Here is a 15273-nt window from a genome sequence, read left to right on the forward strand (position 1 = left end):
TACAAGTAAACCACTATTATTTGGAACCCTTCAAAAAATAATACTAAAGTTTCACTAAAAAATATATAACCATTATGAACAACGCAGCTGAAGGACAAAAAAGAGAGACTATCCTCCAGTAGAAAATCTACTTTGGCGATAGCCTCTCTATCACTTTATTTGTTTAACAGATGGAAAACTTGCTCTACGTCTTTGTCACCTCGTCCTGAAAGATTAACAATCAGGATCTGTTCCGGTGAAAGAGTGGGAGCCACCTGCAAGGCATACGCAATGGCATGAGCGCTTTCCAAGGCGGGAATGATCCCTTCTGTTCTCGATAGTTCTTGAAAAGCCGCCAACACTTCTTCATTCGTCACCGTGTAATATTCCGCTCGTCCACTGACTTTTAGCTGGCTGTGCTCTGGGCCAATTCCAGGATAGTCCAACCCGGCAGCAATCGAATACGTTTTTTGAGGTTCTCCATTTTCGTCCAGCAATACGAGGCATTTAAAACCATGAATGACGGCTGGAACCCCTTTGGTCAAGGTAGGTGCCTGATCAGGCTCAACACCAATCAGACGTACGGATGGCTCCTCTATATAATGGGCAAAAGCTCCAATCGCGTTACTGCCCCCACCAACTGCAGCGATGACCGCATCTGGCAAGCGACCTTCTTTTTCTAAGATTTGTCGCTTGGATTCTTCACTGATAATCGATTGAAAATACTTTACCATCGTAGGGAACGGATGCGGACCAACCGCAGATCCTAATAGATAGAACGTGTTCTGGTAGTTTTGAACCAAATCATTCAGCGCTTCATCAACCGCATCCTTCAGCCTTCCTTGCCCTTTGGACACCGCTACCACTTTTGCCCCTAAAAGCTCCATGCGAAATACATTTAATGCTTGTCTTTTCGTATCCTCCGCGCCCATATAGATCACGCATTCCATGTCAAACATCGCGCAAACCGTCGCAGTAGCAACTCCATGCTGTCCTGCACCCGTCTCAGCAATAATACGCTGTGCACCCATTCGCTTTGCCAGAAGGATTTGACCGATGACATTATTGATCTTATGGGCACCAGTATGGTTTAAATCTTCTCGCTTTAGATAAATTTTGGCACCGCCGAGTTTTGCAGTTAAATGACGAGCAAACGTCAACGGATTTTCCCGACCTATATATTCTTTTAGATAATACTTGTACTCTTCGATAAATTCCTCATCATCTTTATATCTTTCAAATTGTTCGGCCAAATAATCCAATACTTCCTGTAATTGTGGAGGTACAAAGCTTCCTCCGAACTCACCGAAATATCCCTTTTTTGTCTGTTCTGTCATTGACATGCTCATCTCTCCTCAGCTATAGCTAGTCCTCAATCCTTCCTTGCATTTTATAAGATCAAAAGAGCGTGTGTCAATTTAGTTTTATGATTATTCAGAATTTATTAGCTTGTTGTCATTTTTTACAAAACCAACATTTCAGCTTCATATTTTCCCAATATAGATCGGGTAGTCTAACAAAAGCGGTTCATTACGTCGTCTTTTTATTCGGAGGGATATCATGAAAATTCACTTTCAAAAGAAAAGCTTGCTGATCGCAACAATTGCGGCTCTATCCTTGATCGGAACACAAGGAGCAGGTGCCACTCAAAATGTAACGGGAGCACCCGTTGTAGCCGAAATTCACGAATGGAAAAATCCTCCTGTGCTCACTGAAGGTATTAAAGAAGGCGGCTTCTCCGGTCTGGTGCATCTCCCTAACGATCCTCCTTCTATTTTTTATACATTGGCTGACCGTGGACCAAATGGGCAATATGGCAAGGACGAGCTGCGTACCTTCCCTGACCAAAACTACACACCACGCTTGTACAAAATAAAAGTGGAGAATGGAAACATTCACGTTTTGGAAACCATCAAGCTGCATTTGCCACAGGGCAAGATCAACGCTTTTACGAAAACGAACTATATTAGTGGATTGCCGAACCTCGCTGGCCCTGATGAAGTTCCCTACGATGTAACGGGAACAAAAAAGATTAGTTACGATCCAGACGGTTTGGATTTGGAAGGCATCGCTTACAACCCGGTCGACGATACATTTTGGTTATCCGACGAATACCGCCCATCCATCATTCAAGTAAAGCGTGACGGCACAATCCTGGGCCGCTATGTACCAAAGGGCACCAAAGAAGCCCTGGTTGCCGCAGGTGCAAAGATGGAGATTTTTGATACGCTGCCAGCCGTCTATTCCAAACGTATTGCAAACCGTGGCTTTGAAGGTGTCACGATCTCGCCAGATGGTAAGTTCTTGTATACTTCGATTCAAAGTCCGATGGCACTCCCTGATAAAAAGACAGGCGAAGCTTCCCGTAATTTGCGCATTTTAAAAATGGATCTCGCCACCAAAAAAGTCGTAGGCGAGTACATGTACATCGCAGAGAACGCGAAAGATTTCGTGAAAGTGAAACAGAAAGACGTCGTTATCAGCGACTTGGCTGCACTCAGTCAGGATGTTTTACTGATTGACGAGCGAGACAAAAATGCCGGTGCAAACGCACAGCTTAAGCGTATTTACAAGGCTGATTTTTCAAAAGCAACCAATTTACTCGGTACGTCAACAAGTGAGCAGGACTTCGAAAAACTCACCGTTGCCCAATTGAAAGAGAAGGGAATTGTGCCTGTTTCCAAGGAATTGCTGGTGGATGTAGCCAAGCTGAACTATCCGCATGAAAAACTGGAAGGATTGGCGATTGTGGATAAAAATACGATTGCCATTGTGAATGATAATGATTTCGGCGTTGAGGGCTATGACGAGAAAGGTAAGATTAAAATCAATAGCAATCCAACGCAGTTGTATGTGATTAAAGTTGGTAAGGATTTGAAATAAAAAGCAAAAGCCTCGTGGATAATTTCGTGTCCGCGAGGCTTTTTGTTTGTCATTCGTATTCTCATTCATACAGCTTTGATAAAAATTCAGTAAATGTAGAGGCTATTGTGGTAATGCCTTCTCTTTGCCATTCTTCTAGTGATTTTTCTTCTAGTTCCTCTTTAGTCAGGTCTTTCTCTGTCAGCATGCATTCGTGGTCTACGAAGACAATGATTGGTTCAGACTGTTTTCCGTTACTATAATCAAAGCAAATGTTACCACCACCAGCATCGTATCCGATAGGAATCAATCCGTCAGGTACATAATCCTTAATATCCTCGAATGCTGTTAAAATATAGTAACTCCCAACCTCACTGCTAAGGCTATAGAATGTATTAAATACTTTACCTTCTACATCTCCATAATCAAAAACACATGGAACCGGACATCCCTCATGATTCTCAAGCATACACTCTACAAAATCTTTAGGAAATCGTACGCCCAAGACAGTTTCCACTTCTTCGATATCTTTGATGTCTATTTTCTCTGTGCAGCATTCAAATGTTACATGATTTGGAATTCCCATGTCATTGCTCCCTGTAAAGAATTTCGCAATCATTGCCTCTCTTTACTTATATTGGTAATTCTTACATTTTGCTGAAACCAGAAAAACAAAAAGAAGGGGTGTGATCCCCTTCCTTTGCAACTCATTCTATATCTATTGTTCTTTCTATAAAGAGGCCCAAGTGCTTTCCAGCCACTGCTCAAAATCAGCACCTTTTTCTCCCTCGTACGTATCATAGATATCGCTTCTCATTTTTTGCAGTTTCTCTTTGAACTCCTCAATCGTATGGCCTTTTGGCAAGCTTTTCTTAATTCTTACCAAGGCTTTCGTTGCTCCTTTGATCAAGTCGCCTTTTTTCTGAGCAGGTAATCGAACCCCTTCCCCAAAGGCTTTCAGTTTATGAAAAGCAGTCTCTTGCACTTTGTACACCGTATCATTTTCCACGATACGCTTCAGTAATTGAATCGTTTGCTCATGCTTCCACTGCCCTAATTCTTCAACAGCCTCTAAGCGTTCTCTCCAATTCGATGTTCGATTAGCAGCTTTCTTTAATTCCTCAAAGTTTTGGGGAAACTCGTTTTTGATTTCAGTATTATTCAATCGAATCTATCTCCTTCTGACTATCATCCTTCTATTATGACACTACGTCACACGAATAACACCACCTGATCACATATAAATTCCTCGAAACTAGGTCTGTTCCCGTTATCCCATGAATAAAATGAACGGAATTTCGCCAGTTCACCTGTCTTCTATCCATCGAGAGGAAAATGGAGGGTTGCCTATTGTTAGCAGTCAGGAAGAAGAAAATATCCCTTTGGGTGATCAGCGTAATGATGCTCTCTGCCATACTGTTGCTCTTTGTGCCATCCGTAGAAGGGGCACAGCGCAAGGGAACTGAAGCATCCACAAACACAAATGTTGTAACCGCAGCCAAAATTGCCCCCAAAGGATTTTATGCAAAATGGGAAATGGATGTGGGCGGAGCAAGAGGATGCTCCTCGTTGTGCTGGGAGTATTTTTACTTCATCAACGATAAGCAGGTGGCAACAACATTCCCAGATGGCGGAATTGATGCACTCCATTGCAGTAAAGATAAATGTCTAACGTATCAAATCAAAGGAAACAAACTCACGCTCAGTAACGGAAAATCGTATACGTTCAAAATCAAATCAGCAACCGAGCTGGAGATCAACGGTGGAAAATTTATAAAGTATACACCCTCCACTGGGCTAAAGCTTCAGGGCAAGTACGAGTCCTTCAGCTATTCCTCCAACGTTCTTGGTACTGGCTATGCAAGCTCGATCACCTATGTATTCAATAAAGACGGTACCTTTGTGGACAGTAGCTTCGTGGGCGTCACCACAGATGGTTCCAGTACAGGAGATAATTCTGGTGCTTCTACTAGCGTCGGATCGGAGTCCAAAGCATCCGGAACCTATCAGATCGTAAACTATACTCTCTCTCTAACTTATAAGGATGGCAAAACGAAAAAGCTCCTATTTTTCCTACCTGAACAGCCAAGTCCCAAGATGCTGCGTATCGGCGGACGCGACTTTTTGCTCGCGGATGGTAACGCCGCTAAACCTCAGCCTCCTGAACCGCCTTATACTGATTTTCTCACCACCAAAAAAATCGCCAAAAAACAAGTACTCTTTACCTTTAAGCCAAACAAGAGCGATCAGTATGACAACATCAAAATTACACTGCAAGGGTATCAATGGGCAAAGCTGACGATTGAGCCTGCTTACGTTAAGTCTTTTCAAGGGTTCAGCGATAAAGAAATTGTCGCCCTGACAGCCAAGTACCGAGTCGATAATACCTCGGCGCAAACGGTAAAAGTCAGCAGCTTGCAAGCGACGCTTGATTTGCCCGATTCCAAAGCCACTGTAAAAGCCGCGAACGGATTGACCCCCACAGTCAAGGACGAGTTAAAAGCAGGTGAAAGTGTGGAGAGCATGCTGGTCATTTTGGTTCCAGCGGAGCATTTTGAGAAGAACAAGGATTTCAAGCTGTGGTTCGGTCCGTTGCTCAACCTGAAAGGGCAGGATGTGTTTCAAGAGGAATGGCTCAACTTCAACATTTGGAAGAAATTATAGTCAAAAAAGCTTCTTGCCGCTCATGATGATGAGGCAAGAAGCTTTTCATTTTTAATTCGGCACGGAATACAAAGACATGATACGTCTTGCAGCTTCTTGGTATCCGCCAGCGTTACGCAAGGAGTCCCCTACCTGTATCGCACACTCTTTATAGGTGGATTCGTTCAACACTTGCAACAAAGCATCCTTCAAAGCTGTCGGTGTAAGCAGGCCTCTATCTAACATAATACCCGCTCCTAGCTCCTCCACCCGCTTCGCCACAATCGGTTGATCGGAGCTTAATGGAATCATGACGAGTGGTACATGAAAATAGAGAGCCTCACTCGTACTGTTCATGCCAGCATGCGTAATAAAAACATCGGCTTGCTGGAGCACTTCCAGTTGCGGAACGTACGGCTCAACGATGAAGTTGGGTGGAATATGATCTCCGAGCGACTCCAGCTCCGTATCTTTTCCGCAAGACAGTACGAATTGAGCCGGGATGTCTTGAAAGGCTGCAAAGCACAGTTTGTACAATTCCACATCTTTGGTCAAGATACTGCCCATGGAAATGAATACGACTTTATCGTGTGAAGAGCGAAGCTTTTCAAACGGAAAAGAAGGAGCATCCGGACGCGATGTAATCGAAGGACCTGTAAAAATGTAGCTATCGTCCAGTTTGTCAGCATCTGGTTGGAATTCACGGCTGGTAAAGACAATCTTCATGTCCCCATACTGGCGGGTAATATCTTCAATGGCAGGTACGGCTACGTTGCATACACGAGCGATGCTCTGTGCAGTCTGCGTCACTCGTTCATAAAGCGCATCCACATCTACAGTATCGCTTGCATCAAACACTTCAACAATATGGCTGAGCGGTTCAGCAAATGCCAGGTTGGTTACGGAGCAGATCGTCGGGATTCCTAACTTCTCCCCTAAAATCGCCCCTCCCCAACCAAACAAGGAGTCAAAAATCAGGTAATCAAATGATTCGTTTTCTATCTGCGTGAGAATCTCGGGAATGCGGGGTTCAATAATGCCTCGCAGCATAAAATCAGTGAAATGAAGCGGGTGTTTGAATTCTGTTGGGTTAAAACCTAAATCACGAGATACTTGTTCATCCAATTGATACGCGCGGAATTGCGCCCCAGTCTGGGCAAGCCTATCCCGATATTCTTCTGAGCACATATAGACGACTTCTTCTCCGTTGTCGACTAGCTGCTTCACTAATCCCAATGTAGGATTGACGTGACCATCTGCTGGAATCGTAACATACAGTACGCGTGCCACTACCTCCACCTCCAAAAGAATATCCAATTAGAAAATGTTTCCATTTCATTATAGGCTAGTTGGTTGGTGAAAATGGCTAAATTCCACATATTTCATAATTTGTTCAATATTTTACATGAAGATGTTTAGTATTATGCATAAACCCTTATATTCCAAGGATTTCAGAAACACAAAAATCCCTCCAGCCATCATTTCTCCATGTGAAGGGATTTCCATCCGTTTTATTTAATTTGGAAGCCCCGAAGGCCGGATGCCTACAAGGAGTTCAACTTCTGTACTTTTTTGAGATATTTAAAATATTCCTCTCGAAGCGGATGCTTTTTACTCAACCACGGTTTACTATCTTCCCCTGTGTAGTGAATAATGGCCGGATCTATTCGCAGGTTGCTTTTATAAAGATGCTTGGACTGATAATTCCACTTCGTATCGAGTTGAAGCCAATTATCATGAAGAATCGCATTCATCGGATCTTGACTGGGATAACGAATAAGACTCTGGTTCTTTTTCATGTAATTCAAAATCTTGTTTGTGATGTTATGCTCTCTCCATTTTTTCAAATTCATGACTAATACTCCCGCATTAAAGTAATCACAGTCATCCGGAATAGACAGGTCGACATGTCTTAATTTGTTTACCCCTTGCCAAGAATCCTTCACAGCTGCAAGTAAGTAATGATCAATATTGGTGTTCCATAATGGAGTGATGTCTTCTTTAATAACGATATCACTGTCCAAATAAATTACTTTTTCAACCTCTTTGTCCAAGAGGTCTGGAATCGAAATTCGATGATAGGTTTCCTGCGTAAGATGATCACGGACGAGGAATCCATCATATAGGGTCGGATCAATCGTTACATATTTGATTTGAGCATGGAATCGTTTCACAGTTTTCGTTAAGATGGATTTATTTTCCCCAGAGACTTGACTGTCAATAACGTGAACGATGACTGGGTTTTTAGAAACCTTATTTTCAAAAAGGGAATATAACATGACTGCGAGATGTATAGCAAAACCATCATTAACGGCTGTTACAATATGAATCGTGCCCACTATTCTCCCACCCCATATCCTTATTGAGCTATATATACACACTATTCATGGACAGCGCTGGTTTGTGTGATGAAAACACCTAATTATTTCTAGATGGGAGCACAATTCACAGTTGCAGACTTCCGCTGATGCCGCTTTTTTCTGTGATCGGTAAGAAAACCGTTATACGACTAGAGCATGTTCCATCCATCCCCATAAAATATATAAGCTGAGAGAACGACTCGAATTCGGCAATGACCTTAACACACAAGTAGCGCTATGGGGGTAATTTGTCCAAGCTCCAGACAGGGAACAAGAAAGTACCTATTTAAAAGGGTGATGAAATATGATCTCCTTTGTGGTTGGCAGAGGTATGGGCCATCTCGGTAGATGCATTAGCATAACGGAAAAATTGCAGCAACACCATCTTCCCATTCACGTGTTTGCCTTTCGGGAAACACATGACTATTTATCGAAAAACCTGCACAATGACGTCCAATTGAAAGCCTTTAAATCCAAAAAATTCGAGGATGGTCAGCAAACCACACTATTAATAAATGATTGGCGCTCCGATGTGCCTCGATTTCGCAGTGAGGGGAAAGTCGGTGGAAACACAAAGGTCGTGACCCTCTATCACAGTGACTTTATCATCGATAATAATGATTCAGCTCCGATGCAGGAATATAAAAATCGCATTGTAGAAATCGCCAATCAATCCGATATCTTTCTGCACATGAATCTTATTCCGCCTAAAGAGACCCATCCGCAAATGAACTGCATCTATATCCCTATTCCTTTAATCACCAGGGAAATCAGCCAGTCCCCGGAAGAGGTGCGACGCATATTAGGGCTTCAGCAGAACGAGTCGTTTATTCTGGTTCACATGGGGGGCGGACTCGCTAACCGTTATGAACAGATCGTGAAGTGGTATGATCAAATAAACTCGCTTGCCGACCGTTATCGATTTGTTGTAGCTGGGCAATTGGCAGATGAAGATTACCCATTCGATGAAAGGATCATCAAAGCCCCTCTCATTCCGAATGGTAAAAATCTTGTACAGGCGGCCAGTCTGGTCATTAGCAAACCGGGCATGGGCATTTTAGGAGATTGCATCTCAACAGGAACCCCCTTGCTTTTCCTTCCGCCGGATGATGCGGAACGCGAGCAAAAAATAGATATGCTGCGAGAAATAGCTAACAGTGATACGGTATCGATCCAGGAACCAGAAGAGATTGTACCAAAGATTGAGCATGCTTTAGCAAATAAAGAGGTTATTCAAAAAAGCTTTCGTCTTATCCCTACCAACGGCGCTGAGGTCGCAAGCAAAATTATCGAAATGGCATACCGGATCCCGTTATCGATATTGCCAAAAAGACAGGAAGATCTCCTGCGCTTGACGCCGTATGGCTCATTTGGAAATAAGGACTGATGACTTTGAAGCAAACAAGGAGGACTGTCTTAGGTAGAAGATCAATTTCTACTTAAGACAGTCCTCTTACTTTTGCTCATTCTCCATCTATGCGCCAAGTATATTTTCGATTAGAATATATCAGTGCTGTTCTGCTATCGGCAGAATGTCAAATTCTTTTACAGGATTATCCTGATCTCATTGGAGGCTATTACTACTATCATGAACAATCAACAACATACCAACGTCAAAATCGTCACTGCCGATCCTAGCGCGATCGGTTTGTTCGGACTGGCTATCGTTACGTTCGTAGCTTCTTCGCAAAAGCTTGGACTGACAGAGGGTCTTGGACTCGTGATCCCTTGGGCAATCTTCCTCGGTGCATTTGCCCAACTTTACGCATCTATTCTCGATGCGAAGCACAACAACACATTCGGGACGACCGCTTTTGGAGCGTATGCGTTCTTCTGGTTCGCGACCGCAAGTAGCTGGCTTGTCAAGCTCGGCGTATTCGGTGAGACACTCGCTGCAAATGCTGACGGCGCACAACTCGGCTTTGCCTTCGCGGGATATCTCATCTTCTCCATTCTTTTGACGATTGGATCGATGGAGACTCATAAAGTATTGTTCTTTATCTTCGTACTGATCGACGTCCTGTTCGTGGGTCTGACTTTTGATGCTTTCGGGATTGCTTCTGGCGTATTCAAACCAATTGCTGCTTATGCTGAGATGGGTATCGCTCTTCTCTCCTTCTACGGTGCAGGGGCAGCGGTGCTAAATAATCACTTCGGCAAAGTATTCCTTCCTGTCGGTCGTCCGTTTGGGATTTTTAAGGAACGTTCTTAGTTTGGTAGCCGCTCTTTTCGCTGATCTGCGAGGGGCGGCTTTTTCTAATAGAGCTTCAATCGATTTCTGTAATCACTTGCATACACTTAATTCGCTAGCTCTCTGCCCATTGCTTAAAAAACTCAAGTATTTCATTCAAGTTTTTCGGACCACCAAATGCCTCAAAACGTCCGTCTCTCAATCTGCAATGTACCCAGTCATTCTCGGTTCTTTCTACAACATAATTCTGAAAGGGTCTCTTGTTCCCCAGGGTCGTATCTTGTAGATTAACCTTTATTGACCACCCCGGATTATCAATAGTACAGATCGTTATTCCATAACCATGCTCCCAGTCTCCATCACAATTGGATGAGTAATAATTCTCCAACCACTTTATCAACTCCATTTCTAAATCCGTCCCTTCTAAGATTTTTCAAGAGCCAATGCCGTATAGCCCATGCATTCCATAATCTCGCAGAGTTTATCGTTGTAGATTTTGCTGGCTTCAATGAAGATGAATTTTGGGCTACAGTCGACGCATTAGCCTCTTAAAAACCCTGTAAGAATTGACATATTTGTAGTACTCTTATTTAGCCCGTTGTATTTTCACCTTTTTATCCGTTGATGGAACGCCGTGTGCGATGAAAGTCGCCCGCACGGTGTAGGCTCGAACGAAAGCCCTAAAAACAACAGGGGATAAGTCGAGAATAGCAATCGACCACCTCAAGTTGGTATTATACCTCCACACAATTATGACCAACATGACGGCGGAACCTGGAATGCTACTGGTCTGCACTTCTACTCGAACCTTTTTTCTGACCCAGACGGAGATGAATTGACATTTACTGCTGTGTCGGATAATCCGAAAGTTCATGTAACAGCTTACTCCGAATCTTTGGTTATGGCATTCAATAATGCTAATGTCGGAGATGTTTTTACCATCACGATTACGGCAGATGATGGCAAAGGCGGTACAGTATCAACGGATTGGATTCTCACTATTACTACATTTGTACCATAACATCCATCAACAGCCCTCGGAACAACCGAGGGTGTTTTTCATAATTACCGATGTGTTAAGCTCGAAGCTCAATCTCACAAACAAGTGGTGGTACATGAGATTCGAATGATGTATGAAATCTGGCTCGTACTTGAATCTATCAACAATCATCTACGTATCGGCTATTTGAACCAAGAAAGGCATCCCCAGAACCCTCCTTCACATACCTGCACTCCTCCTTTTGTGCCATCTAATTTGCCTCTCTAACAATTGTGGTAAATTAAAGGAAAATCACTAAAGGTCGTGATTCCTTGAACAGTGGATTTTTAAAACAATGGTGCCTCGAACATGATGTCGAAACCAGATCCATCAATGCATTTTGGTATTGTTTTAGGAACTACCAGTGTGAAGACACCGAAGAATTCAATTCAGTATTAGGTGAAGATTTTAAAGAGGAAGATTTAACTGTCGCACTAAAAGAAGTAGCTCTGTTTATTGATAGATGGGACAAGGACTCAACATATACGGCTATATCTTACGGATTTGATTACGTTGTCTCCTATATCCCAATTGTCTTTAAAGAGAAGAAACTTGGCTGGTATAAACTATTATTTAATCTTGAGGGAGAGATTTTTGATGATTTCTTCATCATTGATTAATTTACACAAAAACGTCATCGACCCATTTGATATACTTACATAATTCTTAGCAAGCGTACAATACGATTTAATGAGACAAACGTACACGTTTGAGCTCTGGCATCGAGAAAGCGATGAATCAGTTCCCGTATTCTTCTATGAGGTGATTCCATTGCCATTATTCTCCACTATTTGGTTTCTATCAGTTGCTACATGTATTTATATGGCTCTCGTAGAGGATATCCCTGGTCATACGGAAAAGTGGATTGCATTGTTTGCTATCGCGACTTCAAAAATGATGTGGTCTGACCTTAAGAGATGGTTGGCATTAAGAAAAAGTGGTAAAACAGACTCTTCGAAAGGACCTGTCTAACATAATTAAGTTTTTGTACAAATGATGCGCTGAATAATCACCCTAGAAAAGTATTCCTTCCCGTTGGTCGTCCGTTTGGGATTTTTAAAGATCGTTCTTAGTTTGGTAGCCGCTCATTTCGCTGATCTGCGAGGGGGCGGCTTTTCTTATTCGTTAAAAGTATGCCAACTAAAAGAGTGACACGGGTTGTATTTGCTCTATTGAGTGATTTGAAGCGTAACAAATCCGCTTCATCTACAATATGATATGCCTAGAACAATCTAAAGAGGTGAGCCGATGGCAGTCGTAAAAGCCAGAAGCAGTGATATTGACATGTTGGCAAGGTTGCTTCGAGCTGAAGCGGTGGGTGAAGGCGAAATGGGCATGCTCCTTGTTGGAAACGTTGGAATTAACCGAATAAGAGCGAATTGCTCCGATTTTAAAGGAATACGGACCATTCCCCAAATGATCAACCAGCCGCATGCGTTTGAAGCTCTGCAACATGGTATGTACTACCAAAGGTCTAGAGAGAAAGAACGCCGTCTGGCACGACGGGCTGTGAATGGGGAGCGGCATTGGCCGGGCAAATTCTCCCTCTGGTATTTTCGTCCGGGAACGGCGCAAAATCCCCTGCCTTGTCCGCCGACCTGGTATAATCAGCCGCACGTAGGACGATACAAGCTTCATTGTTTTTATGAGCCGACCGCGAAAGAATGTGAAAATGTATATAATACTTTTTAATGGTATGGGCTGCCCCAAGCGAAAAGAAGGGGCAGTTTTTTTATATGCTCACGCGGGAATGTGATCATGCATGATTCGCTAAGTGTAATACGCGAGTCACATCCATAGGTGTGGTCTGCCCAAGCATTGTTTTTCGATTGATCATACAATGTTGAGAATTCATTGTAAAAGGAGTGATTTTTAATGGCATTTAGACCACCTCTAGGGCCACCTCCGGGTCAGCCGCCAGGAGCACAACAAGTACCAGAGCCGTTAACTCCTCCCCCATCGTTCATCCCCCCACAACCCGCTCCCTTTAGAATTGATCCAAGAGCAATGGAAGGTTGTTTGTTCCGTTTTACGTATCTTTGGCTTGTAAATGGAGAGCAATTCTGGTTTTTCCCCGTTTTTATAGGTTCTAGGTCAGTTGCAGGCTTTAGATGGACGGGTAGGTCTTGGAGACAAACTGGATTTGATTTACGGTTAATTATTGCATTTACATGCTTGTAAGCCACAGCTTCCTTCCCTTTTACAACGATTCGAATTTGGCAACACAGGCCCCGAATGTATTCAACTTGTCGCGCGGTTTCATGGGCTGCACGATCTTTGTCGTTAACGTGCAGCCTATTTAAGCTGCGTACAGTAATTGATATCTACCGTTCTAATCGAACGGCTATTTTTCTTTGTACATAATTTGATACGGGATAAGAAAACGTAAGGAGTCGGCATTTTCGCCGACTCCTTTTTTCGTCAACAATCCACTTTCTATCTAATCAAAAACCCTTATTTTCCAAGCATGCAACGCTGTCCACCTGTGTGGAGTAGACCGTATGACCAAGCTGTAAGATATGCCCCGCCATTTACTTTTTCTGGTTTAATCTAAAGATTATTTCCGAAACTACCGATATAGTTAGTATTCCGGAAAATATTTACTGTGAGCATATCTGATTGAAGTTATGCTTACATCTCAAAGGAGGATACCTTATGAAGATTCGAAATCATACTAGAATTTTAAAATTAATCGCTAGTTTATCTGTTATTTTCGCTACTGTAAATTATCCAGTTATCTCTTTTGCCGAAACAGATGATTCTAGTTTAGTCAGTGAAACAAGCAACGCTGATGACATTAATACCGGTATAGCAGACTTAGACTATGATAATGACGAAGTTTTAGCAGTAAGTGGTGATGAGATAGATAGTTTTGTTCCAAAAGAAGGGATCAATCCAAAAGGTAAGTTTATTGTCATCGAACGTAAAAAGAAGTCACTTGCAACTTCTCCAGTCGATATTTCCATTATTGATTCTATGACTAATCGCACTTACCCAGGAGCATTACAACTTGCCAATCAAGCTTTTACAGAAAATAAACCTAGTGTATTACTGGTACCAAGAAAACCTTTGACTATTAGTATTGATTTACCAGGTTTGAAAAAGGAAAATTCAATTACTGTGGATAATCCAACATACGGTAATGTGTCTGGAGCTGTAGATGAGCTTGTATCTAAATGGAGCGATGAGTATTCAGCAACACATACTTTACCTGCGCGATTGCAGTATGCAGAATCAATGGTTTATAGCAAATCTCAAATTGGAAGTGCTCTGAATGTTAACGCTAAATATCTTGATTCTACATTAGGAATTGACTTTAATGCGATTTCTAGTGGAGAGAAAAAAGTGATGGTAGCGGCATATAAACAAATATTTTATACGGTAAGTGCGGAACTGCCTAACGATCCATCAGATCTTTTTGATGATAGTGTTACTTTTAAAGATTTAAAACGTAAAGGGGTAAGTGATCAATCCCCACCTGTTATGGTATCAAATGTAGCTTATGGTAGAACCATTTATGTGAAATTAGAAACAACCTCTAAGAGCAAAGACGTAAAAGCAGCATTTAAAGCCTTGCTTCAGAATACTGCCAATGTAGAAACGAGTGCCGAGTACAAGGATATTTATGAAGACAGTTCCTTTACTGCTGTAGTATTAGGCGGAGATTCACAAGAGCATAACAAGGTCGTTACAAAAGACTTTAGTGAAATCCGTAATATCATTAAAGATAATGCGGAATTTAGCCTAAAGAACCCAGCCTATCCAATTTCGTATACAAGTGTTTTCTTAAAAGATAATGCCATTGCTGCCGTTCATAACAATACAGATTATATTGAGACTACAGCTACAGAATATTCGAAAGGTAAAATATCGCTTGGTCATTATGGCTGGTATGTCGCTCAATTTGATGTATCCTGGGATGAAGTTTCCTATGATGAAGATGGTGAAGAAGTACTAACACATAAAACGTGGGAAGGCAGCAACCAAGACAGAACAGCTCCTTTCAATACAGTCATTCCTCTGCCACCTAATGCAAAAAACATAAGGATTTTTGCGAAAGAATGTACCGGCCTTGCTTGGGAATGGTGGAGAACCGTTATTGATGAATACAATGTTCCATTATCTAGTGAAATTAAAGTTGAAATTGGCGGAACGACATTAAACCCTACGGGTGGTATTACATTTAATTAGTTGGGAAA

General features: G+C 42.3%; 14 protein-coding genes. 8 read left to right on the forward strand and 6 right to left on the reverse strand.

Annotated features, from left to right (window positions below; genetic code table 11):
- Positions 1-155: 155 nt before the first annotated feature.
- The gene (trpB, locus tag HP399_RS27265; protein WP_173618261.1) at positions 156-1322 is read right to left on the reverse strand and encodes a tryptophan synthase subunit beta; all 1167 of its coding nucleotides are present in this window, start codon (positions 1320-1322) and stop codon (positions 156-158) included.
- A 217-nt stretch (positions 1323-1539) separates the two neighbouring features.
- Here trpB and HP399_RS27270 point away from each other — a divergent pair, with 217 nt between their 5' ends.
- Positions 1540-2862, forward strand: coding sequence for an esterase-like activity of phytase family protein (locus tag HP399_RS27270; protein ID WP_173618262.1), 1323 nt, complete (start codon positions 1540-1542; stop codon positions 2860-2862).
- Positions 2863-2923: 61 nt separating this feature from the next.
- On the opposite strand, the gene HP399_RS27275 is transcribed toward HP399_RS27270, so the two are convergent.
- Together HP399_RS27275 and HP399_RS27280 are read right to left on the reverse strand one after the other, a co-directional pair.
- Complete coding sequence (locus tag HP399_RS27275; RefSeq protein ID WP_173618263.1) at positions 2924-3427, reverse strand: SMI1/KNR4 family protein; 504 nt, start codon at positions 3425-3427, stop codon at positions 2924-2926.
- 144 nt (positions 3428-3571) lie between these two features.
- On the reverse strand, positions 3572-4006 hold the full coding sequence (locus HP399_RS27280; protein WP_173618264.1) for a HEAT repeat domain-containing protein: 435 nt from the start codon (positions 4004-4006) through the stop codon (positions 3572-3574).
- A gap of 185 nt (positions 4007-4191) precedes the next feature.
- Here HP399_RS27280 and HP399_RS27285 point away from each other — a divergent pair, with 185 nt between their 5' ends.
- Positions 4192-5505, forward strand: coding sequence for a hypothetical protein (locus tag HP399_RS27285; RefSeq protein ID WP_173618265.1), 1314 nt, complete (start codon positions 4192-4194; stop codon positions 5503-5505).
- Between the two features lie 51 nt (positions 5506-5556).
- Here the strand turns inward: HP399_RS27285 and HP399_RS27290 are convergent, their stop codons facing one another.
- Both HP399_RS27290 and HP399_RS27295 read right to left on the reverse strand, forming a co-directional pair.
- The gene (locus HP399_RS27290; RefSeq protein WP_173618266.1) at positions 5557-6774 is read right to left on the reverse strand and encodes a macrolide family glycosyltransferase; all 1218 of its coding nucleotides are present in this window, start codon (positions 6772-6774) and stop codon (positions 5557-5559) included.
- A gap of 254 nt (positions 6775-7028) precedes the next feature.
- A complete protein-coding gene (locus HP399_RS27295) occupies positions 7029-7823 on the reverse strand; it encodes a glycosyltransferase family 8 protein (protein WP_173618267.1) in 795 nt (264 codons plus the stop codon).
- A gap of 325 nt (positions 7824-8148) precedes the next feature.
- On the opposite strand from HP399_RS27295, the gene HP399_RS27300 reads away from it, so the two are divergent.
- Both HP399_RS27300 and HP399_RS27305 read left to right on the forward strand, forming a co-directional pair.
- Positions 8149-9231 (forward strand): glycosyltransferase family 28 protein, encoded by a 1083-nt coding sequence (locus HP399_RS27300; protein WP_173618268.1) that lies wholly within the window; start codon positions 8149-8151, stop codon positions 9229-9231.
- A 201-nt stretch (positions 9232-9432) separates the two neighbouring features.
- A complete protein-coding gene (locus HP399_RS27305) occupies positions 9433-10056 on the forward strand; it encodes an acetate uptake transporter (protein WP_173618269.1) in 624 nt (207 codons plus the stop codon).
- A 94-nt stretch (positions 10057-10150) separates the two neighbouring features.
- Here the strand turns inward: HP399_RS27305 and HP399_RS27310 are convergent, their stop codons facing one another.
- Positions 10151-10441 (reverse strand): immunity 53 family protein, encoded by a 291-nt coding sequence (locus HP399_RS27310; RefSeq protein WP_173618270.1) that lies wholly within the window; start codon positions 10439-10441, stop codon positions 10151-10153.
- Positions 10442-11346: 905 nt separating this feature from the next.
- On the opposite strand from HP399_RS27310, the gene HP399_RS27315 reads away from it, so the two are divergent.
- The 4 genes from HP399_RS27315 to HP399_RS27330 all read left to right on the forward strand — a co-directional run bounded on the left by HP399_RS27315 (position 11347) and on the right by HP399_RS27330 (position 15265).
- Entirely contained in the window at positions 11347-11694 is a 348-nt protein-coding gene (locus tag HP399_RS27315) for a hypothetical protein (protein WP_173618271.1), read from the forward strand.
- 628 nt (positions 11695-12322) lie between these two features.
- A complete protein-coding gene (locus tag HP399_RS27320) occupies positions 12323-12766 on the forward strand; it encodes a cell wall hydrolase (protein WP_106842073.1) in 444 nt (147 codons plus the stop codon).
- 183 nt (positions 12767-12949) lie between these two features.
- On the forward strand, positions 12950-13255 hold the full coding sequence (locus tag HP399_RS27325) for a transporter (protein ID WP_228088372.1): 306 nt from the start codon (positions 12950-12952) through the stop codon (positions 13253-13255).
- A 474-nt stretch (positions 13256-13729) separates the two neighbouring features.
- On the forward strand, positions 13730-15265 hold the full coding sequence (locus HP399_RS27330; RefSeq protein ID WP_173618272.1) for a thiol-activated cytolysin family protein: 1536 nt from the start codon (positions 13730-13732) through the stop codon (positions 15263-15265).
- Positions 15266-15273 lie beyond the last annotated feature (8 nt).

The organism is Brevibacillus sp. DP1.3A, from assembly GCF_013284245.2.
Lineage (GTDB): Bacteria > Bacillota > Bacilli > Brevibacillales > Brevibacillaceae > Brevibacillus.